26 protein-coding genes and 1 pseudogene are annotated in these 25018 nt (G+C 45.7%); 18 read left to right on the forward strand and 9 right to left on the reverse strand.

Features of this window, described 5'->3' with window-relative positions:
• Together ACIFQM_RS17785 and ACIFQM_RS17790 are read left to right on the forward strand one after the other, a co-directional pair.
• Positions 1–171 (forward strand): annotated as a pseudogene (locus ACIFQM_RS17785) (family 43 glycosylhydrolase); the annotation flags it as partial.
• 489 nt (positions 172–660) lie between these two features.
• Positions 661–1488: a copper amine oxidase N-terminal domain-containing protein gene (locus tag ACIFQM_RS17790; RefSeq protein ID WP_430038996.1), complete on the forward strand. Its 828-nt coding sequence runs from the start codon at positions 661–663 to the stop codon at positions 1486–1488.
• Between the two features lie 160 nt (positions 1489–1648).
• On the opposite strand, the gene hxlB is transcribed toward ACIFQM_RS17790, so the two are convergent.
• The gene (gene hxlB, locus ACIFQM_RS17795) at positions 1649–2206 is read right to left on the reverse strand and encodes a 6-phospho-3-hexuloisomerase (protein ID WP_430038994.1); all 558 of its coding nucleotides are present in this window, start codon (positions 2204–2206) and stop codon (positions 1649–1651) included.
• 5 nt (positions 2207–2211) lie between these two features.
• Complete coding sequence (hxlA, locus tag ACIFQM_RS17800) at positions 2212–2847, reverse strand: 3-hexulose-6-phosphate synthase (RefSeq protein ID WP_430038992.1); 636 nt, start codon at positions 2845–2847, stop codon at positions 2212–2214.
• 432 nt (positions 2848–3279) lie between these two features.
• Here hxlA and ACIFQM_RS17805 point away from each other — a divergent pair, with 432 nt between their 5' ends.
• Entirely contained in the window at positions 3280–4155 is an 876-nt protein-coding gene (locus ACIFQM_RS17805; RefSeq protein WP_430038990.1) for a DNA-binding protein, read from the forward strand.
• A gap of 219 nt (positions 4156–4374) precedes the next feature.
• On the opposite strand, the gene ACIFQM_RS17810 is transcribed toward ACIFQM_RS17805, so the two are convergent.
• Together ACIFQM_RS17810 and pepT are read right to left on the reverse strand one after the other, a co-directional pair.
• Positions 4375–5211 carry a methyl-accepting chemotaxis protein gene (locus ACIFQM_RS17810; RefSeq protein WP_430047626.1) on the reverse strand — a complete coding sequence of 279 codons (837 nt, stop codon included), beginning with the start codon at positions 5209–5211 and terminating at the stop codon, positions 4375–4377.
• Between the two features lie 198 nt (positions 5212–5409).
• Positions 5410–6645 carry a peptidase T gene (gene pepT / locus ACIFQM_RS17815; protein WP_430047623.1) on the reverse strand — a complete coding sequence of 412 codons (1236 nt, stop codon included), beginning with the start codon at positions 6643–6645 and terminating at the stop codon, positions 5410–5412.
• A gap of 177 nt (positions 6646–6822) precedes the next feature.
• Between pepT and ACIFQM_RS17820 the strand changes: the two genes are divergently transcribed.
• The 4 genes from ACIFQM_RS17820 to ACIFQM_RS17835 all read left to right on the forward strand — a co-directional run bounded on the left by ACIFQM_RS17820 (position 6823) and on the right by ACIFQM_RS17835 (position 11809).
• On the forward strand, positions 6823–7887 hold the full coding sequence (locus ACIFQM_RS17820; protein ID WP_430038984.1) for a LacI family DNA-binding transcriptional regulator: 1065 nt from the start codon (positions 6823–6825) through the stop codon (positions 7885–7887).
• A gap of 211 nt (positions 7888–8098) precedes the next feature.
• A complete protein-coding gene (locus tag ACIFQM_RS17825; protein ID WP_430038982.1) occupies positions 8099–10393 on the forward strand; it encodes a glycoside hydrolase family 2 protein in 2295 nt (764 codons plus the stop codon).
• 236 nt (positions 10394–10629) lie between these two features.
• Entirely contained in the window at positions 10630–10917 is a 288-nt protein-coding gene (locus tag ACIFQM_RS17830; protein WP_430038980.1) for a hypothetical protein, read from the forward strand.
• Positions 10918–11068: 151 nt separating this feature from the next.
• The gene (locus ACIFQM_RS17835) at positions 11069–11809 is read left to right on the forward strand and encodes a Bax inhibitor-1/YccA family protein (RefSeq protein ID WP_430038979.1); all 741 of its coding nucleotides are present in this window, start codon (positions 11069–11071) and stop codon (positions 11807–11809) included.
• 23 nt (positions 11810–11832) lie between these two features.
• On the opposite strand, the gene ACIFQM_RS17840 is transcribed toward ACIFQM_RS17835, so the two are convergent.
• A complete protein-coding gene (locus ACIFQM_RS17840; RefSeq protein ID WP_430038977.1) occupies positions 11833–12003 on the reverse strand; it encodes a hypothetical protein in 171 nt (56 codons plus the stop codon).
• 165 nt (positions 12004–12168) lie between these two features.
• Between ACIFQM_RS17840 and ACIFQM_RS17845 the strand changes: the two genes are divergently transcribed.
• Positions 12169–12420, forward strand: a complete 252-nt coding sequence (locus ACIFQM_RS17845) for a Spo0E family sporulation regulatory protein-aspartic acid phosphatase (protein ID WP_430038975.1) — start codon at positions 12169–12171, stop codon at positions 12418–12420.
• A gap of 132 nt (positions 12421–12552) precedes the next feature.
• Here the strand turns inward: ACIFQM_RS17845 and ACIFQM_RS17850 are convergent, their stop codons facing one another.
• A complete protein-coding gene (locus tag ACIFQM_RS17850) occupies positions 12553–13047 on the reverse strand; it encodes a hypothetical protein (RefSeq protein WP_430065910.1) in 495 nt (164 codons plus the stop codon).
• A 339-nt stretch (positions 13048–13386) separates the two neighbouring features.
• Between ACIFQM_RS17850 and gpmA the strand changes: the two genes are divergently transcribed.
• Positions 13387–14136: a 2,3-diphosphoglycerate-dependent phosphoglycerate mutase gene (gene gpmA, locus ACIFQM_RS17855; protein WP_430038971.1), complete on the forward strand. Its 750-nt coding sequence runs from the start codon at positions 13387–13389 to the stop codon at positions 14134–14136.
• 64 nt (positions 14137–14200) lie between these two features.
• On the opposite strand, the gene ACIFQM_RS17860 is transcribed toward gpmA, so the two are convergent.
• Positions 14201–15697 (reverse strand): alpha-amylase, encoded by a 1497-nt coding sequence (locus ACIFQM_RS17860; protein ID WP_430038969.1) that lies wholly within the window; start codon positions 15695–15697, stop codon positions 14201–14203.
• A 261-nt stretch (positions 15698–15958) separates the two neighbouring features.
• On the opposite strand from ACIFQM_RS17860, the gene ACIFQM_RS17865 reads away from it, so the two are divergent.
• From ACIFQM_RS17865 to ACIFQM_RS17890, 6 genes are all read left to right on the forward strand, one after another.
• The gene (locus tag ACIFQM_RS17865; protein WP_430038967.1) at positions 15959–16777 is read left to right on the forward strand and encodes an HNH endonuclease; all 819 of its coding nucleotides are present in this window, start codon (positions 15959–15961) and stop codon (positions 16775–16777) included.
• Positions 16778–17260: 483 nt separating this feature from the next.
• The gene (locus tag ACIFQM_RS17870) at positions 17261–17695 is read left to right on the forward strand and encodes a DUF1641 domain-containing protein (RefSeq protein WP_430038965.1); all 435 of its coding nucleotides are present in this window, start codon (positions 17261–17263) and stop codon (positions 17693–17695) included.
• Positions 17696–17722: 27 nt separating this feature from the next.
• Entirely contained in the window at positions 17723–18904 is a 1182-nt protein-coding gene (locus ACIFQM_RS17875) for an NAD(P)/FAD-dependent oxidoreductase (protein WP_430065912.1), read from the forward strand.
• A gap of 211 nt (positions 18905–19115) precedes the next feature.
• Positions 19116–19388 carry a hypothetical protein gene (locus tag ACIFQM_RS17880; RefSeq protein WP_430065914.1) on the forward strand — a complete coding sequence of 91 codons (273 nt, stop codon included), beginning with the start codon at positions 19116–19118 and terminating at the stop codon, positions 19386–19388.
• A gap of 67 nt (positions 19389–19455) precedes the next feature.
• Positions 19456–20220, forward strand: a complete 765-nt coding sequence (locus ACIFQM_RS17885) for a hypothetical protein (protein ID WP_430065916.1) — start codon at positions 19456–19458, stop codon at positions 20218–20220.
• Between the two features lie 183 nt (positions 20221–20403).
• Positions 20404–21207: a copper amine oxidase N-terminal domain-containing protein gene (locus ACIFQM_RS17890; protein ID WP_430065918.1), complete on the forward strand. Its 804-nt coding sequence runs from the start codon at positions 20404–20406 to the stop codon at positions 21205–21207.
• A 79-nt stretch (positions 21208–21286) separates the two neighbouring features.
• Here the strand turns inward: ACIFQM_RS17890 and ACIFQM_RS17895 are convergent, their stop codons facing one another.
• Positions 21287–22330, reverse strand: a complete 1044-nt coding sequence (locus ACIFQM_RS17895) for a stalk domain-containing protein (protein ID WP_430065920.1) — start codon at positions 22328–22330, stop codon at positions 21287–21289.
• A gap of 405 nt (positions 22331–22735) precedes the next feature.
• Here ACIFQM_RS17895 and ACIFQM_RS17900 point away from each other — a divergent pair, with 405 nt between their 5' ends.
• The 3 genes from ACIFQM_RS17900 to ACIFQM_RS17910 all read left to right on the forward strand — a co-directional run bounded on the left by ACIFQM_RS17900 (position 22736) and on the right by ACIFQM_RS17910 (position 23842).
• Positions 22736–23251: a DUF2179 domain-containing protein gene (locus ACIFQM_RS17900; RefSeq protein ID WP_025683910.1), complete on the forward strand. Its 516-nt coding sequence runs from the start codon at positions 22736–22738 to the stop codon at positions 23249–23251.
• A gap of 72 nt (positions 23252–23323) precedes the next feature.
• Positions 23324–23524 carry a cold-shock protein gene (locus ACIFQM_RS17905; protein WP_044644292.1) on the forward strand — a complete coding sequence of 67 codons (201 nt, stop codon included), beginning with the start codon at positions 23324–23326 and terminating at the stop codon, positions 23522–23524.
• A 105-nt stretch (positions 23525–23629) separates the two neighbouring features.
• Complete coding sequence (locus tag ACIFQM_RS17910) at positions 23630–23842, forward strand: cold-shock protein (protein ID WP_044644293.1); 213 nt, start codon at positions 23630–23632, stop codon at positions 23840–23842.
• Positions 23843–23969: 127 nt separating this feature from the next.
• On the opposite strand, the gene ACIFQM_RS17915 is transcribed toward ACIFQM_RS17910, so the two are convergent.
• The gene (locus ACIFQM_RS17915; protein ID WP_430038954.1) at positions 23970–24983 is read right to left on the reverse strand and encodes a substrate-binding domain-containing protein; all 1014 of its coding nucleotides are present in this window, start codon (positions 24981–24983) and stop codon (positions 23970–23972) included.
• Positions 24984–25018: the final 35 nt, after the last annotated feature.

The raw sequence follows: 25018 nt of genomic DNA on the forward strand, positions 1-25018 counted from the left end.
GTGCAACAGGAGAGCTGGAGCTATGGCTACCTTACGATAGACGAATCCGCGGTTGTCCCCGGATTTTATCCTGATCCGAGCGCGATACGTGCCGGAGAGGATTACTACATGGCGGCAAGCTCGTTTGAATATATGCCGGGCTTGCCGATTTTTCAAAGCCGTAACCTGGTCTGACGCGATCCGTATTCCCTACGGAAACATAGATCTGTCCCTGCTGTTTGATGATAACGGTAAGGTGTATGTGACGGTACATTTAAAGCATTAATTATGAGAAATAGAGCTTTGGAAGTTGTGAGCAAACAGCAGGTGTTGGCCTGAATAGATTACATTTTAGATATTCACTTATGCTTATTGTAAAAATGGTAAGATATATAATCTTAATCTTGATTTAATGTATAGATTTGTACATAATAGATTTGTGTTGTGATTGGTAAAAAAGGATTCTAGTGGTTTTTATGTAATTTTGATAACGAAAATTTTAGGGAGATGAATGAACTTTGAAGTTCAAGAGTGTATCTTCGTTGTTTGTTGTAGGCACGTCACAAGTTCATTTACCGGAAAAAAATATATTTATGAGAATCCGTCTATTCGATTGATATTATTTTAGATTAAATTTTATCGGATGGGGCTTTGCCCCTCTTGTTTTAAGGAGGATATTTTGTGAGAAAGCTGCTATTCAAGATTATGATTTTAAGTGTGATGATTTTTTGTTTTTCTCAAGAAGCTTTTACTGGAAAATTATTAGCTCAGAGTCTAGCTCCAAGCACGCCATTTTTGAAAATCAACAATTACTATGTCTTATTTACGACGCCCAAAGCCCCTTATATTGATAAGAACAATCGCTTCATGGTGCCTTTGAGATCTATTAACGATTTATTGGGGGGACACACGACGTATGACCCGACTTCCAAAACGGCCATCATTCAGTTTGGGTCGCATCAGGTTAAGTTTAAAATGGACTCAACTGAGATTATTACGGATTCAAACACGTCCGTGATGGATACCGTCCCGGTTCTTTACAAAAATTCGATATTTGTTCCTTTAGGAATACTTACGACGCAACTAAATATACATCAGGAATGGGATCAACAAAATAAACTGTACTCCCTCTCAGGGAAGGAATTAATGAAGACACCTATGATGGAGAATGTTGAAGATTTGGATAGAGTACCGGTAGACAATGAGAATGCTTTCCATTTGTTATCGTACAAATTGACCATGGGGAGGGAAAAGATTCATCTAACTATTACAGCTAAGAATATAACCGGGAAGAAACTTGATGAGGGTATTGAAGATTTGAATACCACTTTTATCTTTAATAATAGTACGACAACAGAAAATAGAAATCGTAAACGGCCAAGTATAGATAAGGATGAAATCGTTACACGTAGCCTGGACATGCCATATCCAGGCACGATAGAAAACAAAAAAATCATGAAAGGTGAACTGGAGTATATCCTTTTTAAAGGAAGAACTCTAAAGTGGTAAACTGTTATACCCAGACGATATTGTTTTTCTTGCAGAAGGTCCATGGTCTATATAATGGGTAAAAGTACAGCTGATCCGAAAAGAAATTTGGATCAGCTGTACTTTTTAATTTTTTAGTTTTTGTGTATTGCAAATTCAAAATATCAAAAAGTAATAAAACTTACTCCAGATTGGCGTGTTGACCAAACATAGATTCAGAGGTCAGTCTGCGTAGCTCCATCGTTCTGAGCACCAATGCATCGCCATACAGCAGCAAGGTTTGTTCAAATAGTGAACCCATGGGCTGAATGGTTTGATAATCCTTGTTGGATGGGTCCTTGGGTGCGCCTGGAAGCTTGACGATCATATCAGCCAGCTTGCCAATGGTCGATCCAGGGGAAGTGGTCAGAAGTGCCAGAGAAGCCCCCAGCTTTTTCGCCTTTTCTGCCATCGAGGTCAGACTTTTGGTTTCACCAGAGCCTGAACCGATAATCAACAAGTCGCCTTCGCCCAAGCCGGGAGTTACCGTTTCCCCGACTACATAAGCCTGAACACCCATATGCATTAGCCGCATCGCCAGCGAACGGATCATGAACCCGGAACGGCCTGCGCCTGCCACGAACACCTTATTCGCTGAGGCAATGGACTGGATCAGTTGCTCTGATTCCTCATCACTGATGAGCTGTGGAACCCCTTGCAGCTCCTTGATCACCTCGGATAAATATTGAGAGGTTTCCATTGAAATTAACCTTGTTTAATGAGCTGCTGCATTTGGGAAGCAACGGCTTTTTTGTCGTCCTCGCCAGTGATTCCGCCGCCCACAATAACCAGATCCGGTTGAGCCTTAACGACCTCAGCCAGTGTGCTCAGCTTAATGCCGCCAGCAACCGCTGTTTTGGAGTTTTTCACGACTTTTTTAACCGTTTGCAGCGCTTCGAACGGGCTTTGTCCTTCAGCTTGCAGATCGTAGCCTGTATGCACGCAGATGTAGTCTACGCCGAGAGCGTCGATTTCTGTCGCACGTTGCTCCAGGTTTTTAACACCGATCATGTCCACCAGGATTCTTTTGCCGCCTTGTTTTTTCGCTTCTTCTACCGCACCTTTGATCGTTGCATCTTCAGCTACAGCCAGAATCGTAACGATATCTGCGCCAGCTTCGGAAGCTTTCATCACTTCGTAACCGCCTGCATCCATAACTTTCAGGTCAGCCAGCACTTTCAGATTCGGGAATGCTTCTTTCATTGCTTTTACCGCATGAAGTCCCTCATTAATGACAATCGGCGTACCGATTTCTACGATGTCAATATACGATTCTACTTCTTTTACCAATGCAATGCCTTGCGGGATATCTACTAAGTCTAAAGCCAATTGAAGTTCCATGTTATTAACTTCACTCCTTTAGTGAATTTGTATTGGATGAACAGGTACATGTTCTGTTGAGTGCTGTGAATACTTTGGTTTCATGCACAGGTTTGATTGTAACCCCCCGGTATCCGATTGAAAAGTACGCACTATTTCGTAACGTAGTTACCCTGACGATACTATGACTTCTTTTTGGCCGCCTTTGGAGGGCCTGATTCACATCTTTGTTATGGATTATTTCTATAGCATGAGTCATTTATTCATCGGCTATAAACCATACACGATAATGTTAGGTTGCAAAAGAAACTGCATATCTATGTTTGAATTGACTTCAAGTTAGCTTTTGTCTATATTTGTAATATACTGGTATGCTAGAGGAATGACAAAGCGGATGCTCCTGATGAGAATACATGGGTAAAAGTCATTTTCAGGATAGGGAGGCGGGTTTTAGTGGAAGAGGTCCTGAATCAAAGGGAAGCTATTTATTTGTTGTCGGACAGCCACGAACTCGATAAGGCTTGTGAGTTGTTTAGAATCAGCTACACACACAATGATTGGGATGAAGCGAGCAAGGTTGCAGACTATCTGCATGCTTTGGCTGAAAGCCTGTATCACATCCAACTGAGAAATGCTGCGGACGGCAAGCACGAGACATTGAATACCAAACATCCATTGGTATTTTATTATGCATACAGTTATTTGGCTAAATCTATTTATTTTCAGAATAAGGGTAAGTATCAAGAAGCCAGAGAGTATATTATGAAGTATGGCGAAATGGGTTGGTTTATGGGGCTGGATGAGAGCGGCCATGAGGAAGTAGAAAGATTTCGTCTTCTCGCCAAAGCCAACCTGTACACGATTGAATTGCTTTCGGGAAAACGGGAGCTTCTGCCCGAATATGTTCAATTTCTTCACGCCAATGATGAGGAACTGCTTCCAGGATTGGTCGGAATTGCCGAAGCAGCTAATTTGAATAATTGGAATATTGACGATCTGCTGAATGATTTTGCCCAAGATATTGAGATATTTGAAGGTTATGAAGATAGAGGAAACCGCGTATATTATGTAAAGCTGGTTAACCAATTAGCCATTTATTATTTCAAGCAGGAGCAGTACACGGTTGCGTTAGATTATGTCCTTGCTTCTCTGCAATTCTCTGTTAGTGTAGAAGCAGATGCCGATTTCAGGACACTGGTCGCTTTGTTTGAGGTTTATCGAGATTTGGCAACATCGCCACAACAAGAGCTATATCAAACCATTTTATTAAGGGGGCTTCATAATGAAAAAGGCTTTAATCTCGGTAACTATGGTCTTGGTGTTTCTTAGTACTGTGATTCCGGCGGGAACTGTACTGGGTGAGCTAGACCCCGTGAATCCTGCCAATCATGGGGTGTTCTCTGCTACTGTTTAAACTTGATTGGATTGATAATTCCCGGCAGGGATTTTGTAAATAAAAGGAGCGTACTTTAACGCATGTGAAATGATGCGATAAGTCGCTCCCTTTTTTATGTCAGGATTTTGCAAATTTCTCATGTGTAAACTATGTTATTTTACAATATAGGAAGTCAAGTTCTTCGCCAGATGCTGCATCGTTTCACTCGCCTGTTGCATACGCTCCATTATTTCGGTAAAAGAGTTTACGAGAGTCGCTTGCTCCTGTGAAGAAGCAACAATTTGCTTAATTTCCTCTTCCATCTGACGAACGGAGTTTTGTACATCCTTGAGAGCCGCTTCAATGTCAACCGTCGCTTTTTTGGATTCTACCGAGAGCTTGCGGACTTCTTGAGCGACGATACCAAAGCCTGCTCCTGCTTCTCCGACACGTGCCGCTTCAATGGCAGCATTTAATCCCAGCAGGTTGGTTTGGTCGGAGATTTCTTTGATGAATACAGCGACCTGATTGATTTTACCCGAGTTTTGTACGGCAATTTGGGTGTTCTTCAAAATCTGCTCACTGGTAGCCTGTAGCTCCTCGGAATGCGCTGCTACATGCTGAACCATGTCAATGAGATGCTCGGTGATGGAAAGGTTCTCAGTGACGATTTGATCCAACTGATTCTTGTTAGTCAAATTATAGGAAGCAGCAAATGCTGCAACGACCTCGCCATTTTCGTCAAACACAGGAATACTGACCATATCAAGAGGATACCCCAGCAGTTCAGCAGGAACGTGGGTCAGGTTGGGCTCACGCCCATTTTTAAGCATCGCAAAATTTTTGTAGCCCTCGAGCAGCTCTGAGCCAGTTTCAAAGCCGAGCTCCATCCCCTCCGACTCGCTATAAGCCAGAACATGAGTACGGTCTAAGAGGCAAAGGGTTACCTTCTCACGCATAATCTGTTGTATGTAGGGGATGGATGCAATTAATGCATCTACTGTATTCAAATAGATTACCTACCTTTCTTTACTAAATATACTTTTTATAGCTTTGTACCCATTATCGGTCTTTAGAGTGATAAAAGTAATAATAGCATTGAAAATTTTAATGAGTTATGAGAATTTCAGAAAAAGGTACACCGTTTCCAGCAAAGAAATGATGTGCCCTTTCGTTTTATGATGATGCAAAAGCTTCTTGCAATCGTTTCACTTGCCGCGCTGTTCGAACAATTGTACGATTTCGACAATGACCTTGGTTGCAAGCACCATGTTGTCCACAGACACATACTCGAATTTGCCGTGGTAGTTCTCCCCACCTGTAAAAATATTCGGTGTAGGCAGTCCCATATAGGACAGCTGTGAACCATCTGTACCGCCGCGAATCGGCTTGATGATCGGATCAATTCCCAGCTTTGTCATCGCTTCATGGGCAACATCCACGATGTGCTTGACGGGCTCGATTTTCTCCTTCATGTTGTAATACTGATCTCTCAGCTCCAGAACGATACGATTTTCTCCATATGCGGCTTGCAGCCCTTTCACCACGTTCGTTAAGTAAGCCTTCCGGTTTTCAAAGCTCTCACGATCAAAATCACGGATGATGTAGTACAGTTTGGCTTGTTCTACCGTACCCTCAAATTCCAGCAAATGATAAAAGCCATCGTATCCGTCTGTGTATTCCGGAGCTTCATTCGCAGGCAATCGTCCGTTCAGCTCCATAGCAATTTTGACGGCGTTAATCATTTTGTTTTTGGCTGTACCGGGATGGACATTGACACCGTGAATGGTAATATGGGCGGCTGCGGCGTTGAAGCTTTCGTATTCCAGTTCTCCGAGCGGCCCGCCATCGACTGTGTACGCATATTCAGCACCAAAAGCAGCTACATCAAACCGTTCCGGTCCTCTTCCAATCTCCTCGTCCGGTGTAAATGCGACGCGAATCTTGCCGTGCGGGATCTCCGGGTGATCCAGCAGATAATGTATGGCTGTCATAATTTCTGCAATCCCGGCTTTGTTATCTGCACCAAGCAATGTAGTACCGTCCGTTGTGATCAGGGTATGACCTTTATATTGGGGCAGCTCGGGGAACTCGCGCGGAGAAAGGTTCACACCCAGCGATGCATTCAGCGTAATATCGCCCCCATCATAATTTTCCGTCAGTTGGGGCTTTACCCCTGCGCCGGTCATTTCGGTAGCGGTGTCGAGATGGGCCAAAAATCCGATAACCGGAACTTCTTTATCCGTATTGGAAGGAAGAGTCGCCATGACATAACCGTTGTCATCCATGGTTACGTTTGTCATACCAATGGCTTTCAGTTCGTCGACCAGCAGGTTGCCCAGTGTGAGCTGTCCGGGTGTAGTCGGGCAAGTATTGCTGCTTTCATCGGCTTGGGTATCTATCTGAACATAAGTGGTCAGGCGTTCAATCAGTTCCTGTTTCATACGTATATCCTCCTTGGTGTCATTTCTGATATAAACCATATTTTATCATGATTGGACTTGTTATATAAAAAATTTGGCTTAACCTTCTAAAATGACAGCTTGTGTTGTACAGAAACGACGAGTAAGATAACAGTAAAAGAACGTAAAAATGGAGTAAAACCATCAAAGGAGTATGCAATGCCTACGTTAAAAGATATTGCTCAGGAGGCGGAAGTTTCCATATCAACAGTCTCTCGGGTATTGAATTATGATGAAACACTGTCAGTGTCAGAGGAAACGCGGCGTAAAATTTTTGAGGTTGCCGAACGGATGAAATATACGACTGTTAAACGTAAAAATGGAGGTATCGGGCGTCAGTCTCGTAAAAAGGCCGAGGGGCCGATAAGGGTCGGTATGGTGCGTTGGTTTAGCGCGTATGAAGAACTGGAGGACCCGTATTATTTGTCCATCCGGTTTGGGGTGGAAAAAGAATGCCGCCAAAGCGGGGCGCATCTGGAGCGCATTTTTCGAGGGGAAGACCTGTCCGCACTAAAGACACTGTCCGAAGGGTTGCACGGGCTGATCGTGCTCGGGCACTTTAGCAGCAAGGAAGTGGAACGTATGCTGGAGCTGCCTGTTCCTTGTGTTTTTCTGGATCACCCAGTAGAGCGTACAGGTGCGGATTATGTCGTCATTGACCTCGCTCGTGCTACGGCGGAAGCGCTGGATTATTTGCTGGACGCTGGCCATCGTCACATCGGTTATGTGGGCATGGGTAAGGATGAGCAGGCCCATGATTCCGACCAGAAGGAGCTGGATGCCCGCTATGAGACCTTTTTACGGTATAAAAGGCAACATGCGCTATGCTCATCGAATGATGTTCATGTGTGCGGCGGGACGGCGGCAGACGGCTTTCGTGCGATGGAAGCGGCCATTCTGGCAGGGCCAGAGAATCTGCCTACAGCCTTCTTTGTTGCGAGCGATTCGGTGGCGATTGGCGTGTTAAAGGCGCTGGAGCAGCATCAAATCGCCGTCCCTGAACGTATTTCAATCGTCGGCTTCAATGATATTCCGACAGCGGAATATTTGACACCGTCGCTAACGACGGTCAAGACGTATACTGAATTGATGGGAGAAACGGGCGTTCAGCTCTTGCTGCATACGGTGCGCAACGGTCCGAATGAGGTCGGTCGCAAGGTCACCATTCCGACCGAGCTGATGATTCGTAACAGCAGTGGACCGCCGTTTACCGACTCGATATAGAAATGTACTCCATTGTGTATTTCATGATCTTTACAGCTCCGGATGACGGGGCTGTTTTTTTGTATGGACAGATGAAAAAACGGAATTGACAAATGCTTTGTAAATGCTTACATTAAAAATATATTTATTTTACTAAGTTTTACTCGTTATTTTTACTTAAATATTTTACTATGGTATCAGATTGAAAAATAAAAGGTTGAGGTGACTTCTTATGCGTACCATTTTGCCGTTGAATGACCAGTGGTTTTACCGTCCTGAATATGTTGAGAGCGAAATAAACACAGGAATTGATGCGAGTCGGTATGAGCCCATTCTGCTGCCACACACCAATGTAGAGCTGCCGTATAACTATTTTGACGACAAGGCGTTTCAGTTTGTTTCCACGTATAAAAGGGAGTTGGACATACCGGCGGATGCCAAGGGGAAACGGGTGTACGTCGATTTTGAAGGGGTCATGACTTACGCGCAGGTATATCTGAACGGGGTAAAAGCGGGGGAGCATAAAGGTGGCTACACGCCGTTTAGTATTGAATTGACCGGACTTGCCGAATACGGTGGCTCCAACGTGCTAACGGTCATCGTCGATTCCACGGAGCGGGACGACATCCCTCCTTTTGGGGCAGTCATTGACTATCTGACCTACGGTGGTATTTACCGCGAAGTGCAGCTGCGAGTTGTCGAGCCTGTGCATCTTGGCACGGTATTCGTGCAGACACCGGAGCCGCTTGCGGCAAGCAAGGCGGTGCGCGTGGTTGTGGAGCTGGAGGGGATTGGCGATCAGGAGAACGATTTGACAGTCGCCCTGCGACTGCTGGACGGAGCGAACGTGAAGGCGGAGACCGGGCCGACAGCAGTGACGGCGGCGGAAGTGACGCTGGAGCTGAAAGAACTGAACGGCTTGCAGCTATGGGATCTAGATGATCCCAAGCTGTATGAAGCAGAACTAACGTTGCTGCGAAACGGGGCTGAGCTGGATCTTCTGACTGTGCGTTTTGGCTTCCGTGAAGCCGAATTCCAGCCTGACGGGTTTTACCTGAACGGGCGGAAGCTCAAGCTGCTGGGCTTGAATCGCCACCAGTCCTACCCGTACGTCGGGTATGCGATGCCCAAAAGAGCGCAGCGCCGTGATGCGGATGTACTCAAAGAGGAATTGGGCTTGAATATGGTGCGGACATCACATTATCCGCAGTCCCGTCATTTTCTGGACCGTTGCGATGAGATTGGATTGCTCGTTTTTGAGGAAATTCCGGGTTGGCAGCATATTGGCGGCGAAGCGTGGAAGGAGCAGGCGGTCAGGGACGTGGAGGATATGATTATCCGTGACCGTAATCATCCGTCTATTGTGATCTGGGGCGTGCGGATTAATGAATCGCAGGATGATCATGAGCTGTACGCACGTACCAATGAGCTTGCACGCAAGCTTGATCCGACTCGTGCGACTGGTGGCGTGCGCTATATTGTAGGCAGCGAATTGCTGGAAGATGTGTATACGATGAACGATTTTGTTCATGACGGTGGGCATCAAAAATATTTAGTGAAGGAAATCCGCAATTTCGATACGTATGACGATACAGAAGGTGTAGATGGCGAAACGACAGGTCTGCGCGAGCCGTCCATCGTCACCAAGCTGGATCATCCGGTCCCTTATCTGGTGACGGAATATAACGGGCATATGTACCCGACCAAGCGCTTTGATCAGGAGGAACGGGTGATGGAGCATGCGCTGCGCCATACGCGGGTCCAGAACGCTTCCTATGCCGATAAAGGCATTGCCGGGGCGATTGGCTGGTGCGCTTTTGACTACAATACGCATGCGGATTTTGGCTCTGGCGATAAAATCTGCTACCACGGTGTCATGGATATGTTCCGCTTGCCCAAATTCGCAGCGAACGTGTATCGCAGTCAGAAGCGGGTCGAGCAGGAAATCATTCTGGAGCCAGTCACTTATTGGTCACGTGGTGAACGGAACATCGGGGGCGTTGTGCCGCTGGTTGTGTTCACCAATTGTGATGAGGTGGAATTCATTTATGGTGACGAGCGCAAGGGCGTCTATCGTCCGAACCAGGAAAAGTATCCGGCGCTTCCACATCCTCCAGTCGTTATCGACGAACTGACAGGCCACTGGGGTATGAAGTGGGAAGATGCTGTGTTCATCGGGTACGTGGACGGTCAAGAGGTCGTTCGCAGACGCTATTCCCGTAATCCCGTACCCACGGAGCTGCGTGTAGCTGCCGACGATACAGTGCTGGAGGCGGGAGATTGGGATGTCACGCGAGTTGTGGTGGACGCTTTGGACGAATACGGCAACGTCTTGCCGTTCTATGCTGATCCAGTTTCGGTGGAGGTCGAGGGAGCGGGTGAATTAATCGGTCCGTCCAGCCTATCGCTAATTGGTGGGCGTATTGCGTTCTGGATTCGTACGAAGGGTGAGGCTGGCAATATCGGCGTGAAGGTTTCCGCGCCATCTCGTTTTAGTCCGCAGGAAGTGAGTATTCATGTGCAGTAAAGTTAAAATGAACAACATTTAACAATATATGATGCAGGTTATTTCTTCGTTTATTTAAGAAGGGGTTGTCGATCAGGTTCTGCAAAGGATCTGAGAAGGCAACCCTTTTTTGGCCTGTGTATAGGGACTCTAATCTATGAGTCTGTTAATTTGTGTATTATTGCTGAGTCAGTTGACGTTGCGTTGATAGATTGGAAGCATAGAATACACTATCAATCACAAGGGAGGTGAATCCTATGGCGATTCTATTACCTCAACAAAACTTCACTATTGCGGCTAGTATCGGTAAATCGTATTATGAAAATTTACGCGGTGGCGCGAATGCTGCAATTACCGTTAATAATAACGGTCTGGCTCCGATCAATCTTGTCGTTACTCGTGTCAACGCACCTGTAATCACGTATATTATCCCTGCATTCACTAGCCTTACCCTGGAAGTTGCCTTATTGCTGGTAGCAGGTCTGTTGACTACCGCAGCCGGAGGCACATTTGGTACGATCCAGATTGCGACGGCTGATCTTTAATCCGGCATGACCTGACCCTCTATCCCTGACTTTACCGCAAGGTAAGGTCAGGTTCTTTTTTGTTTTGAAAATTTTCTGAAATTTTTTTTAGGTTGTGCCGATATATACATATGGCATAGCAAATAACACATCGAAAAGGAGTATGTCCTTTATGAGCTTTAGCAATCCGGTTTTACGTGATGACATCTTCGTGCGTGAAGATGAAAGAGAAGCAAGCGAACAACGCATGACCATCGGGGGCACGATTAACAAAACGCTGCTCCTGCTGGTTCTGCTGATTATTGCGGGCAGTATCACCTGGTATATGACCTACCAAGGTACAGTAGAGGTATTATCCTTGATCACCGCAGGCTCACTTGGCATGGTCGGCGTAGCGGTGGCTATTTCCTTTTTTCCAAAATCGGCCCCGTTTCTATCGCCTGTGTATGCAATTCTGAGCGGTTTAGCATTAGGCGGAATTTCAGCTTTCATGGAATATGACTATCCCGGCATCGTGGCGAATGCGATTTTGCTGACGGTGGGTATTTTGTTTTTGATGCTCTTTATGTATACACAGCGAATCATTAAGGTTACCCGGGGCTTTATCTCCTTCGTTGTCTTATGTACGTTGGCGATTGTTCTGGTGACGCTGGTCGACTTCGTTTTGAACTTTTTCGGGATGAATGTTCCGTATATTCATGAGACAGGCTGGCTTGGTATCGGTATCAGTCTGTTTATCGTTGTGATAGCGGCTTTGAATCTGCTACTGGATTTTAATTTCATCGAGGAGCAAGCGGATCAAGGCGCACCGAAATATATGGAGTGGTATGGTGCGTTTGCATTGCTGGTGACTTTAGTGTGGCTGTATGTGCGGATTTTGGAGCTGTTGTCCAAATTCAGCAAAAAGGACTAAGCGCCTGCGGTTCATGGATAGGTTCACTTCATATACAGATAGGTGCAGGATAAGGAATTGAGGACAGGCTGAGGGTCACCTGCTGATGCAAGTGGCCTTTGCTGTAACCCGTTAACACCGTGATTGAAAGGAACAGGATACACGTGTTCAGACAATAAATAGATTTCTTCCTCTGTATTCAAATGATTCTCCATCACTAACGCCTCCATAATTGCTATGAGGATCGAATCCATAAGAATTATTATCTTGTCCAGCCCTTAGGCTAGCTTTTTTTGTTTATTTTGTTGTTTTGGCTAAAAAATGATTATAATGTATTTGTTCATTACCTGCTAAAATGAGATTTATCAGGGGGAATGAACATGAACATAGATGAAAATTTAACGTTAAATCAACAGCTGGAAAGTTCCAGACAACGATTGCATGATCTTTATGAACAGTATGGTTTTGGACATGCTTGCGTACTTGAGCAGGCTATGATTTTGGACGAGCTAATTAACCAGTACAATCATATGTATCAGACTAAGAAGCTACATCACCACAATGTTCAGTCAGAAACCTCAGAAACCTCATCCTTTGTATGCAAAAATACTCCTCTTCCCAATCCCACATAACGCTCATAATCATGCTATAAAATGAATTATTTGAGAAAAAAATAAAAATGCCCCTTACTACATAACATTAAACTATGCAGCAGGGGCATACATTTCAATACTAAATCAGTTTACAACACTTGCATTTTTAAATTACAGCTCACTTCTTGTCGAAGCTAATTTACCATAAGCTTGACCTGACATTTTAGTATTACTTGTGTTAAAAGTAGCATAGAATCTTCCAGTAGGCCAAGCTGAACTGCTAATCCAACTAAAAGTATCTCCCGGGGTTATCCTTACCTCAGTTCCACTCATAACCGAACCACTAGATGAGTCTTTGTGTACGGCGAATTTAATCGTTTCGGTACCTGTATTCCTCACCCATAACTTAACATAACCCATTCCCGCAGGGATAGAGAAAGACGCTTCTGATTGTTGACCGCCCAATGTTGTATCAAACGCGGGCTGTGTGGATTGAGGAGTAATGACGTGATCCCTTGTTGTTGATGTGTTTGCAGATTGGGAAACTGCTGCTGAATCAGTTGTAGCTGGTGTAACTTCCGTAGTGGCTGCGGCAGAAGCAGTTAGTGGAATGGCAACAGCTAAAGACAAAACAGATAATAATGAAGCCTTTTTAATGTTTTTCATACTCATAAGCCCACTTTCTTTGATTTTTTCCTGCACGCTTTATCAATCAAACCAGTATGTATAGAAACTATTAGAGTATCATATCAATAAAGTTTTTTACAGGTAGTTATACTAATTTACATTATAAGTCTTTTATTGTAATTATTCAACAATAAAATGGATTCCCATTCCATATAAAAGGCACGTTGCGGAATTGAACCGCGCAAGGGTTCTGACCAGGCTATGGAGAAGCCTCCTATTTTTGCGAGTAGTAAAAGAACCTGTTTAAAAACTGTATTTTACGTTAAATACATAGAAGTTAGGTAAAACATAACGACAGTAAGTAAAGGAGTGGGGCCTATGTATCAAGTGGTGCTGGTGAGGCATGGAGAAAGCGTATATAACCGTCGAAACCTGTTCACAGGCTGGACAGATGTGGACCTGACCGAGCAGGGAACCCATGAAGCCATGGAGGCGGGTCGTATTCTCAAGGAGGCCGGGTATACGTTTGATCTGGCGTTCGCTTCGGTGCTAAAACGATCCATTCGTACGCTGTATCACATTTTGGACGAGCTGGATCATTTGTGGATACCCGTACAGAAGTCGTGGAAGCTGAACGAACGCCATTATGGTGCTCTTCAGGGACTGAGCAAGCTGGATTCCGCCGTCCAATACGGTGAGGAGCAGGTTCATATCTGGCGGCGTAGCCTGACGGTGCGGCCTCCTATGTTGGATGAACAGGATGAACGCAGTCCTCACAGGGAGGAACGATACCGTAACATTAAGCCGGAAGAGTTGCCGCTTGGGGAAAGTTTGGAGGATACCGTGCATCGGGTCGGTGAGTTTTGGAAGCAGCGGATTGTGCCCTTGGTGCAAAAAAAGGAACGGGTCATTATTTCCGCGCATGGCAACACCCTGCGTGCATTGATCAAGTACATGGAGAATTTGGACGAAACCGCACTGCTGGATTTGAATATTCCGACAGGCATTCCGCTGGTATATGAGCTGGACGAGCATATAGATCCCATTCGGCGCTTCTATCTTGGTGATCCGAGTCATGTGGAGGCGAAAAAACAGGTTGTGGCCAACCAAAGCAAGGTGACGGAGTGATTTTCGATAAAAAAAGAGGACAGGGCGCATCCTCGCATCCTGTCCTCTTTGGGTTGGGTATAAGTTAAGCGTCCACGTTGTCTTCTGCTTTCTCCAGGCTGTCGTCCTCGCCGGGAAGCGCCCATACCGATACACTTCCGGCACGAACCGGGAATACGCCGTAGCCATCCTGTTCAATCTGTACGATATGGTCGTGACGGCCCGTCAGATCGGTCCATTGCTCTCCTGCGCGGTGTTTTCCCACAAACATACGCTTCTGCCCTTCGTCTGCGTTGGTGACCACCACGGCGCAGCCGGAGCCTTTCAGTTCAGGCATGCCCTGACGAACCCATCCAATCGTATGGGGATCATCCAAATAATCCTTTTGCTCACCATAGGCTTTATGATAACGGGCGTACAGGAGCGGGTCGAGCGCGGCCTGCTTGCCTTTCACGGGCGTTTGCCCTTGAATGCCGTAGTAATCGCCATAGAATACGCAGGGGTAACCGTCCTTGCGCAGCAGGATCAGCGCGTAGGCGCTGGGCTTAAACCAGTCCTCCACCCACGATTCCAGAGCTTCGTGCGGCTGGGAATCATGATTATCGACAAAAGTAACGGAGTTCAGTGGATGAGTCTGGACCAGCGTATCCTCAAAAATGGTGCTTAAATCAAAATCCCTTCCACCCAAGGAAGCACTATGTAGCTTGTAGTGGAGGGATACGTCAAACAGGTCGATTTTATAATCAATGGTGTCCAGAAATTTTTGGCATGATTCCAGATCCGGTTTCCAAAACTCGCCTACCATATAAAAGTCCTGTCCGCGCTTTTTGATCATTTCCGTCGCGAACTCCCGTACAAATTCATGGTTGATATGCTTGATCGCATCCAGACGGAATCCGTTGCATTGCAGCGTATCCACCAGCCATTTGCCCCAGCGGATCATTTCCTTGCGCACTTCCTGATGATTATAGTCAATATTGGCGAACATCAAATAATCATAATTGCCGAATTCATCATCTACATGCTCGCTCCAGCTTTTATTTTTGCCTAAAATACGATAAATTCCCGTTCGGTCCTGACTTGCATCGTAATCCGTTCCGTTAAAATGCTCAAAATTCCACTGAAATGTGGAATACTGACCCTGACGACCGGGGAACGTAAATTTAGTCCAGCCTTCGATATCGAACGGCTCGGAAATGACCTCATTGCGGTTATCCGGGTTGACCTCGACGACCTTGAATATTTCCGTTTTATCCGCGCCAGCTTTATGGTTCATGACCAGATCGACATAGACGGCTACACCGTGACGCACGCAGGCAGCAATAGCCTCCAGCAGAGCTTCCCTTGTACCGTATTTGGTGCGTACCGCACCTTTTTGATCAAATTCACCCAGATCGTAAAGGTCATAGACGCCGTATCCCGTATCCTCGGGGGATTGACCCTTGGTGACAGGTGGAATCCATATCGCGTCAATTCCTTTGGCCTTCAGTTCCGGTGCCAGGCGGGCAAGTTTCTTCCAGTGGGAGCCGTCAGCCTCGACGTTCCACTCGAAAAACTGCATCATCGTATGGTTCCTTTTCATCATGCGTCCCTCCTTCATATATAACAAGTTACCCACCAAGCAAGGGGGGCTAAACGTCAGGCGGTCAATAAGCTGCCGAATGGAGAACAGGGATCGCTGTATAACGTATGCCCAATGCTTAAAATTTGTTATACCTTGAGGGTGTATATATTCGAGTGGCTAGAAAAGGGGACGTGAAAACGGTAGAATGAATTTAACCTAACAAAAGTTCGGGTTTCAGGTATTCAGTAAACGTGAGCAACGAGGAAAGGAGGGGCGGACATGACGGAATCGCAGTCCATCAGGAACGAAGCGGGTGAACCGCTGATGAAAAAATGTATGTATTGTCAGGAACTGAAGCCTTTAACGGAATTTCAGCGCAGAACCGGTCGCCGGGCTGGTCCTTATTCGCGGCGTGGTCCTTGCCGTTCCTGCCGGGGGTTAGTGGCGCAAGAACGCGCGTCTGCGTCCGCTCCTTCTTCCGTCGAGGGCACACAGACCCTCACGGCTTGCCTGGCATCGCATGGCGATGGGGATGAGGCAGTCGTGCAAAGCATGGAGGCATCCACACAGCCTGATGTGCAGCCTCAGCCGCCCCGCAGGAAGCCAGTCCCAGTCACGGATAAAGCCCGCGAGCGTCATCGACAACGGGTTCGGCATTTGCTCAGCAGGCTGAAGCCTGTGGATACCAAGGCCCTGCGGCTCAACCGTAACGGTATGATTCGGCTAAGGGGCAAAACCGATCAGGGGAGACGTTGGCATCAGGAGATTGAATTTGATTTGGCGGTTACCCTGGTCAGAGAGCGCATGGCAGTAGTTGTTAATCCGTATACCATCCGCAGACTCTACAGCAATAAGGAATTCCGTCAATATGTGCTCAAGCGTGATCGCTATACCTGCTTTTTCTGCGGGGGTTACGGCGATACTATTGATCATTTGCTGCCCCGTGCCAAAGGGGGACACACGACGCCTGTCAATTGCGTATGTGCTTGCAACGAATGCAATCAATTCAAGGCGGCCCGTGATGTCGATGAATTCATTCAATCTGGTGTGCCGTTGCCATCTCCTGGGGATACAGATGCTCCAGAGGACTCCTTATGATACATATTTTGTAGTGATTTTCATTTAATAGCGACATGAAATTCACTCCCTTTATTAGCCTTCCATGCTATGAAATGACTCTTTTTTTGCGGTAAATTGGACAAAATCTAATTTTATTCTATTTTTTATCTAAAATAACAATAAAAATTTTGTAGAATTTTGTGCAAATTTAAAATTTCTTCGACGATTGTGTTGTGAAAGGTGTAATATAGAGGCATAGGGTTCCGTTTCGGCCTGTTGTTGTCACGGAGAAGCGCTTCGTGGAATATTCCGCAGCAGTAACAACAGAATACCGTCTGAACATTCACAATTGGCGTTTGCGATGAATCAGTCTTGCCCCATTGGGTATAGGCCGGTTTTAGCTGTGCTTCTTGTATGTCCGAGGGCGTGAATTCATTGAACGTTTTATTGCTAGAGTTTATGGATACAGGTTACGAGAAAGGAATGGACTTCTATTTTCACAGTAAAGGAGGACGTTCACGCATGTCTGAAAACCAACAAGAGGTGGCCGTAACACAAGAAGCTACCAAAGAGTCTCGGGATGTATTGGACCAATTGATGAAACCGGAGGTTCAGCAATCGCTGACCGTGCTGGTTGAGAATCTGCCTAAGTTGACTGAGATGGTTACTTTGATGACCGACGCTTATGATGTAGCCCGCAGTTTGGCAACTGACCCTGTATTTATCGGCGATATGAAAAGCTCCATGGGGGAGTTTGTGAAGCCTGTTACAGATTCGGCTAAAGGCTTGGCTTCTGCTGCTATCGAAGCGAATGACCGTGTGCAAACCACAGAGACTGGCAGCGTAGGTCTGTTTGGCTTGCTCAAAATGCTTAAAGATCCAAATGTACAAAAAACGCTGCGTTTCAGCCAGGCTTTCCTGGAAATTCTGAATGAGCGCCAACGCGAGAGCAAATAATTACCTGATCAAGAACGGAGGATGGACATGTCGAAGCAAATTTTGATCTTGGGCGGCGGATACGGCGGCTTGCTGGCCGCACTGACAGCACGCCAGCATCTGGACGCTAGCCAAGCAACCATTACAGTGGTAAACCGCTTTGCGTCGCACCAAATTATTACGGAGCTGCACCGTTTGGCGGCAGGTACAATTGCCGAGAAAGCTGTTGCGCTTCCTTTGGAGAAACTGCTGCGTAACAAAGAAATTATCCTGAAAGTGGATACGGTTTCGGAAATCAAACCGGATGATAAAAAAGTAACTCTGGCCAGTGGCGCTACGTTGAGCTATGATGCTCTCGTTATTTCCCTGGGCAGCGAAACGGCTTACTTCGGTATTCCGGGGCTGCAAGAACACAGCTTCACGCTGAAATCAGTGGCAGAAGCAAACCGCATTCGCGCACACGTAGAAGCTCGTCTGGATGCTTACAAGCAATCCGGCAACCAAGCGGACGCTACAATCGTTATCGGTGGTGGCGGTCTGACTGGTGTCGAGCTGGTGGGCGAATATGCTGACAAGCTACCTGCGGTTTGTCGTGAAAAAGGCATTAACTACGAAGATATTAACCTGTATTGCGTAGAAGCTGGACCCTCTATTTTGGCAGGCTTCCCTCAAGCACTGGTTGATCGTGCAGTAACAAGCCTTGAAAAACGTGGCGTTCAAATCGTAGCTGGTGTTCCCATTACGGAAATGAAAGCCGACGAAGTTCTGCTCAAAGACGGACGTTCGATCCAAACGAACACCCTGATCTGGACAGGCGGCGTACAAGGCAACGCACTGGTTGGCGCATCCGGTATCGAAGTGAACCGTGGCCGCGCAACCGTGAACGGTGCACTGCAATCCACTTCCCATGAAGACATCTTCCTCGCTGGTGACAGCGCAGTGGTGTTCCCTGGGGAAGGCGAGCGTCCATACCCTCCAACTGCTCAGTTGGCTTGGCAAATGGGCGAAACCGTTGGTTATAACATTTTTGCTTACTTCAACGGAGCGAAAATGGAAAGCTTTAACCCCGTATTCTCCGGTACACTGGGCAGCTTGGGCAGAACAGACGCGATCGGTACGGTTGGTGCGAATGGCACCCAACTGAAAGGCGCTGTAGCCACTTTGATGAAGGAAGGCAGTAACATCCGTTACCTGTCCCACATCAAAGGACTTTTTGCATTGGCCTATTAATATTCCTTACATTTTATATGCTTGATTGGAAGAGAGCGCTGTTCTGCGCTCTCTTTTTTGTTGCATCTTTTTTGATATGTAATTCAACCTTCTATATGTCATGATGTGTAAAAAGACATGTTCTTTATTTAGTCATCAATTGTAAATTATGGTTGAAAATACGCATTTGTAGAGGTATGCTAGTTTTGAAAAATAACTAGGAGGTTTGTGTATGTTTAGGAAAAAAAAGTTTTTAGGCATGGGATTAGCAACTATTCTCATGTGCTCCTCACTTTCGGGAAGCCTCGCCTATGCGGAATCGAAATCTAGTACGTACGATGCTTCATTTTTTGAAAATCTCAAACAGCGGGCCATAGTCCATGAGCTTCAAGAACACAAGATCGCTGTTAATCCGAAAGCATCTATTGCTGAACTGCTGAATACAGCGGATAGTACATCACTAAAGGGTAAAAATAAATCTACAACAAAATCTGGAGAGGCTTAACAAATCGGAATACATATATCTTACGCTCGATGGAGAAGTATACAGCTCAGAAAAAGGTTATGTAGGTATGGCGGATAAGGTTGAATCGAAAGAAGATAGTGTTACGGATGCTACTTATACGGAAACAAACTCTTTGAGTGAATCAAGCAACAATCATGATGTTTCCATATCAAGTAAATATAATCCCACTCCATCACAAGTAAGTGGAGGGACAACTGGAACCTTCTCAAGGGTTCAATTGAATTATGATGGTTTTGATGGGGTTAATGCACGTGTTATTCTACCAAGGGCTGAGGACATAAGAACAGGGGAACAGCCATGGATGTATTACGGTTTTGATGCGAAGAATGGACGGGGAATTGAGGGGGGATTTTCCTTTCAAACGGGTCAACAAAGATGGAAAGGATACATTAAAGATGAAAAGGATTATAAATATACTATAGAGACGTGGGTAAATCACGAGGGATATAATTCAGTTAAATTTTATATTGATAATAGTACCTATAACGCGTATCTATTAGCCTACTACAATCAAATTGTCGTTATGCAAACCTCTTTTGGCTCTTCAGACCTACCATCCATGTCTGTTAAGAGAGTGACGGCAATAGCGAAGGATAACTTTGATGGCAGTAATATTTATGGAAGTGCTATCAATGGAGAGTTTTCAGATTTGGTGGTCTCGAAATTCAATTCGGATTATTATTATCCATGGGATGACTATCGGGATTACTCTTATTGGGATGGAAGTAAGTGGTTTGGTACGATTGATTGGCCTACCGATTATATTACTCATTTTGACACAAGTGTGTGGATTAGAAATCCAAACCGATAAGAACAATTAGTTAAACAATGGCTCAAGCTAAAATATACTGAATAGCATCTGTCATTTCCTTTGTTGTTGGGTGAGACTTACAACAATGTGGTCTGGCAGATGTTTTTCCATGTTAACCTTACTTAACTGGAATCCTTCAATAGAATTTTGGTTTTGAGCCTAAAAAATAACTGGGAGGACATTATGAAAATCAGGTTATTAATCTGCTTTATAATTTTATTGAGTTTGGGTGCTACTAACACGAATTTGACATCAGCGCAAGCTCAAGGACAAACGCACGTACACCTGAAGGTCAATGATCATTACGTTTTATACACCTACCCTGCATCACCCTTTGTGGATAAGAAGGGCAGACTGCTTATACCGCTCCAAGCGGCTAAGGATATATTGGGTGGTAAAGTAACTTACAATGCAGCGAGCAAAACCGCTTCTGTTGATCTGTTGGGCCGTAATGTAACGGCAACGATCGGATCACCCGAAATATCGGTTAACGGCGAACCCATGACAATGGACACAGTCCCCATCATGAAAAGCAATGCGATGTTTTTGCCGGTATCCGTCCTGTTGAAAGATACAGATGCGAAGATGGAGTGGGATTCCAAGCGGGGCTTATTGAAACTAAGGCATGATAGCTTTACGGAAAGTCCAGTTCTTATGAATTTTAAGGGACAAGACTTGGCTCAGGTCATTGACGCGAATGCATTTGATCTTACTTCCTTTGATTGGGATCGCAAGAAAGGCATACTGGATATTTATGCTATGTACGAGGGCGGCTTATCACCTGCTTCCAGGCAAATCGACTTTAATCCTATGATTGTTTATAGCAAAGGGACCTATAGTGTAAATCCTTATTCTAAATTCAATATGAATTATAAAGTTAAAATCACCAGCCATGGTAATTTGATTTATACCCAAAATATTGATACAACCGATGCGGATAAAGATTATATAAAATATATTACTTCTGTAGGCAGATTGATTCAATAATGGAATTCATGACGCTTGTACATCATAAAAAAGCGACAAGGCCTTTGAAGCCTTTGTCGCTTTTTTTGAAAGATTAATCTTAGAAGGTAATGATTTGACTGCTGTTCCCTTTATTACGGATGTACCCTTCCACTCTGTCAATGGATTCTCTATCTTTTAGCTGATCAATAATGCCATCTGTCAGGGTACTTCTTTGATTGTTCGAAAGTTTATTCCAATCATCCGAATTTACATACACATCCACCGTAGCTTTACTGCTGTCGCCTCTTACGCTGAAATCAAAGCCGTACCCGGCGTAGTTGCTGTATCTATCAAACAAAGAACGTTGGATCGTGCTTGCGTCGAAAGATGTACCTATTTTTTTAATCGTAACATCGCCTCTACTATTGGTTGTAAAGCTCGCTAATTTATCTCTATTACTGGAATTCTTAACCGTACCGTCAACATCGGCATTTTTATACTCTTTCAAAATATCTTCAACGATGTCCTCCAGGTAGCTCTTTTGTTTACTGCTGGATAGGTCAGTCCATCTGGATTTCGTCATTTCGATGGTCACGGTAATAGAGTTTTTATTGCCACTGAGCGAGATATCTGAGTTGGTGTTGTAGTCATCGCTGTGATCATCGTTCAGTTCCTTTTGAAGATCCTTCAAGGAGCTAGAACTGCTTTTGCTTGCGTCATCTTTTAGCGTCTGATTGTCTTTTTGCAACTGAGCGATGGTAGCGTCTTTGGTTGTGTTCGCTGCTTTCGCCGTGTTCAGCTCCTGAGTTAGCGTCGTAATCTGGTTGTTCAATGCCGTAACTGTAGATTGATCAATCGGGACTCCGTTGTCAGCAATGACTACGCGTTTGTTCGTGCCGTCCCAATCTACTTTTTTATCCAAAGCTGTACCTGCCAGACGAAGCGGGAGATAAGTCACGCCATCCAGCATAAATGGTTCTGTTTTTGCATCATAAGGAACCTCAGTTCCGTTGTAGATGATTTTGATATTGTTATAAACTGCTTGGATCGGCTTAGTCACTTGCGCGGCATATGTGGATTGGCTGAAAAGAGCCCCCGATATAGCCAAGGCGGATACGGCAGTGATAATGACAGGCTTTTTCATAGATTTCAATGATTTCATTCGTTAGTCTACCCCTTTATTTAAGAATTATAGCCTAGTTTATAGACTAGAGTAACATTAATGCCTACAAAATCCAACACGTTTGGAGGGATATTAGCAGATGTGCTTATATTGGTTAGACGCAACAGCAACAGTAAAAGTTGCCCTGTTTTCGTAAAAGTTTTTTGAAAAGTCGTCAAACAAAACAAGTCAAATAAAATAAGCCCGCTGTACAAGACAGCGAGGCTTGATGGGACAATATTGCGTCAAAGCTCATATCCAAAGCGCGGAATTATTTGCCGTCCTTCAGCATGCTGTAGTTAGTCTTTACCCGAGCGAGGGTGATGCGAAACGGAAAGCTGTGCGACATACAAGGGTATAATGATGGATACAGGCCAATCAGAACGTGAAATGAGGAGTGGACGTATGCTTAAAATTTTGTTATTTATTTTTGTTATTCAAATTATTTACGTATCTGCGTATACACTGCGTATGATTTTGACGCTGAAAGGACAGAAGTACGTTGCTGCCCTCATAAGCACTGTAGAGGTTACGATCTATGTGCTGGGCCTGAACATGGTGCTAAAGTATTTGGATCAGGTGGCAAGCCTGGCGGTTTATGCCATCGGCTATGCGCTCGGTATTCTCATTGGAGCATGGATTGAGGAAAAAATAGCGCTCGGCTACGTAACCGTCAAGGTGATCAGCAATGAGGTAAACGGAGGTATCGCCAATGCGCTGCGTGATAAAGGGTACGGTGTTACAGCCTGGCTGGGCAGCGGGCGGGATGGAGATCGGCTGGTAATGGAAATTTTGGCTAAGCGAAAAAATCAGAACAAGCTGTACCAATCCATTCTGGATATTGATCCCAAGGCCTTTGTCATTACAGTGGAGCCGAAACAGTTTCATGGCGGCTTCTGGACCAAGGCGATCCGCAAATAACATTTTGGGAAAATACGCATATTTTTCAGAGGATGGAGCATATTAATACCCGCACAGGAGGGATTTAACAATATGCCAACAGGAACAGTGAAATGGTTCAATGCAGATAAGGGCTTCGGCTTTATCGAGACAGAGGGCCAGGATATTTTTGTCCACTACAGCGCAATCGACGGCGAAGGCTTCAAGACGCTGGACGAAGGCCAGCATGTGGAATTTAATGTGGTGGAAAGCCAGCGCGGGCCGCAGGCGGAGCATGTCACCAAGACCAGCTAAACACGGTCAGGACGAGCTGGATCAGAGGAGCCTCGTTGTCGCTTCGTTGGGCGGGGCTCCCTTCTAATGTAGGGGATTACCCCATAAAACCGAGGGGGAATGTAGATGTACAGACGCCAGGCTCCGGAGATTATCCCAGAGGAAGATACGGCGATTTGGTCGTGTACCAGCGAGGGTTGCAATGGCTGGATGCGAACGGATTTCACCTTTTTAAGCGAACCGGTTTGTCCGTTCTGCCAAGCCTCCATGGGACAGGAAACGCGGATGCTCCCGATTCTCAATCGAACGGGCAACTCTTTTGTAGCCCAACGCTCCTGAGTAAAGGCGAGTATGTTGACCACGTGTGTAGAATCTATGAACACCAAAAGCCGCTCCAGCAACATGCTGAGCGGCTTTTGGTTGTGAAGCTTTGAGAATAGGGCCAATTGTCCAAGGCATACATCCATCACGGCTGCTCCATGCGCTGCACGGAATCACGATACACGATGTGACCGTGTACAAGGACCCGGCCAAAACGACTGCCGGGATGGCTTATTTTTTTCATTATGGATTCAATGGCAGTACGTGCCATCTGTTCAATGTCCACTCCAACGGTGGTCAGCTGCGGAACAATAAGGGTGGCATATACATCGTTGTCGAAGCCAACCACAGAGCAATCTTCAGGCACGCGGTATCCCAGAGCAATGAGCTTTTGCACCAGGTTGTACGCGACCTGGTCACAGTTGCATACGAAGGCGGTCGGCAGTGGCTGAGGCAGCTCCATATCAACGTATACCCCCTCGTCGTCCCGGTCGCTGAGTACCCACTCGTTACGCAGAGGCAGCCTGTGCTCCAGCAGGGATTTATAGTAGCCGAGGAAACGGTCCTGAATGCTACTGGTGGAGTAGAGATTACCCACATATGCAATGTCCCGGTGTCCCTGGGCGATCAAATAGTTGGTCAGCTCGTAGGCTCCGTAAAAATTATCGGTTACTACGGAGTCGATATCTGCATGCTCATCATAAAAATCAAGAAACATTTTGGGCAGGTCCATGGACTGCACTAGCTCAATATATGGCTTACTCACTTGTCCCAGAAGAATGAAGCCATCCACCTTGCGATCGTAATAGATCCGTGGCAGATGAAGCTGTTCTTCGTCCTCGCGATGGAGGATGTGAAGAATGCCGTAGTAGCCGTATTGCTCGAGTTCCCGCGAAATTTGCTGATAGATGTACAGATAGAACGATTGGCCGGGGCCGGTAAAACGCTCGGGAATGACTACACCAATGTTATAGGTGAGGCCCTCCTTCATGGACTTGGCAGCGGTATTGAAACGGTAGCCCATTTCGCCCGCAAGCGTCTTGATGCGCTCCTTTAGCTCATCGCTAACTCCATCCTTGTCATTGAGCGCCTTCGACACGGTCACGCTGCTAACCCCCAGCTTTTCTGCAATATCCCGCATCGTTACGTTGCTCTTCATTTCCTGTTCCGCCTTCCAATTTAAAAAAGATCAAC

It is taken from the genome of Paenibacillus sp. NRS-1782, assembly GCF_050467685.1.
GTDB classification, from domain to species: Bacteria; Bacillota; Bacilli; order Paenibacillales; family Paenibacillaceae; genus Paenibacillus; species Paenibacillus terrae_A.

What these genes read in the sequence shown, in the direction of transcription:
- hxlB (WP_430038994.1), bottom strand. Translation starts at nt 2,206, where the DNA reads ATGGAAACCTCTCAATATTTATCCGAGGTGATCAAGGAGCTGCAAGGG.
- hxlA (WP_430038992.1), bottom strand. Translation starts at nt 2,847, where the DNA reads ATGGAACTTCAATTGGCTTTAGACTTAGTAGATATCCCGCAAGGCATT.
- pepT (WP_430047623.1), bottom strand. Translation starts at nt 6,645, where the DNA reads ATGAAACAGGAACTGATTGAACGCCTGACCACTTATGTTCAGATAGAT.
- ACIFQM_RS17820 (WP_430038984.1), top strand. Translation starts at nt 6,823, where the DNA reads ATGCCTACGTTAAAAGATATTGCTCAGGAGGCGGAAGTTTCCATATCA.
- ACIFQM_RS17825 (WP_430038982.1), top strand. Translation starts at nt 8,099, where the DNA reads ATGCGTACCATTTTGCCGTTGAATGACCAGTGGTTTTACCGTCCTGAA.
- ACIFQM_RS17830 (WP_430038980.1), top strand. Translation starts at nt 10,630, where the DNA reads ATGGCGATTCTATTACCTCAACAAAACTTCACTATTGCGGCTAGTATC.
- ACIFQM_RS17835 (WP_430038979.1), top strand. Translation starts at nt 11,069, where the DNA reads ATGAGCTTTAGCAATCCGGTTTTACGTGATGACATCTTCGTGCGTGAA.
- ACIFQM_RS17840 (WP_430038977.1), bottom strand. Translation starts at nt 12,003, where the DNA reads ATGGAGAATCATTTGAATACAGAGGAAGAAATCTATTTATTGTCTGAA.
- ACIFQM_RS17845 (WP_430038975.1), top strand. Translation starts at nt 12,169, where the DNA reads ATGAACATAGATGAAAATTTAACGTTAAATCAACAGCTGGAAAGTTCC.
- ACIFQM_RS17850 (WP_430065910.1), bottom strand. Translation starts at nt 13,047, where the DNA reads ATGAAAAACATTAAAAAGGCTTCATTATTATCTGTTTTGTCTTTAGCT.
- gpmA (WP_430038971.1), top strand. Translation starts at nt 13,387, where the DNA reads ATGTATCAAGTGGTGCTGGTGAGGCATGGAGAAAGCGTATATAACCGT.
- ACIFQM_RS17860 (WP_430038969.1), bottom strand. Translation starts at nt 15,697, where the DNA reads ATGAAAAGGAACCATACGATGATGCAGTTTTTCGAGTGGAACGTCGAG.
- ACIFQM_RS17865 (WP_430038967.1), top strand. Translation starts at nt 15,959, where the DNA reads ATGACGGAATCGCAGTCCATCAGGAACGAAGCGGGTGAACCGCTGATG.
- ACIFQM_RS17870 (WP_430038965.1), top strand. Translation starts at nt 17,261, where the DNA reads ATGTCTGAAAACCAACAAGAGGTGGCCGTAACACAAGAAGCTACCAAA.
- ACIFQM_RS17875 (WP_430065912.1), top strand. Translation starts at nt 17,723, where the DNA reads ATGTCGAAGCAAATTTTGATCTTGGGCGGCGGATACGGCGGCTTGCTG.
- ACIFQM_RS17880 (WP_430065914.1), top strand. Translation starts at nt 19,116, where the DNA reads ATGTTTAGGAAAAAAAAGTTTTTAGGCATGGGATTAGCAACTATTCTC.
- ACIFQM_RS17885 (WP_430065916.1), top strand. Translation starts at nt 19,456, where the DNA reads ATGGCGGATAAGGTTGAATCGAAAGAAGATAGTGTTACGGATGCTACT.
- ACIFQM_RS17890 (WP_430065918.1), top strand. Translation starts at nt 20,404, where the DNA reads ATGAAAATCAGGTTATTAATCTGCTTTATAATTTTATTGAGTTTGGGT.
- ACIFQM_RS17895 (WP_430065920.1), bottom strand. Translation starts at nt 22,330, where the DNA reads ATGAAATCATTGAAATCTATGAAAAAGCCTGTCATTATCACTGCCGTA.
- ACIFQM_RS17900 (WP_025683910.1), top strand. Translation starts at nt 22,736, where the DNA reads ATGCTTAAAATTTTGTTATTTATTTTTGTTATTCAAATTATTTACGTA.
- ACIFQM_RS17905 (WP_044644292.1), top strand. Translation starts at nt 23,324, where the DNA reads ATGCCAACAGGAACAGTGAAATGGTTCAATGCAGATAAGGGCTTCGGC.
- ACIFQM_RS17910 (WP_044644293.1), top strand. Translation starts at nt 23,630, where the DNA reads ATGTACAGACGCCAGGCTCCGGAGATTATCCCAGAGGAAGATACGGCG.
- ACIFQM_RS17915 (WP_430038954.1), bottom strand. Translation starts at nt 24,983, where the DNA reads ATGAAGAGCAACGTAACGATGCGGGATATTGCAGAAAAGCTGGGGGTT.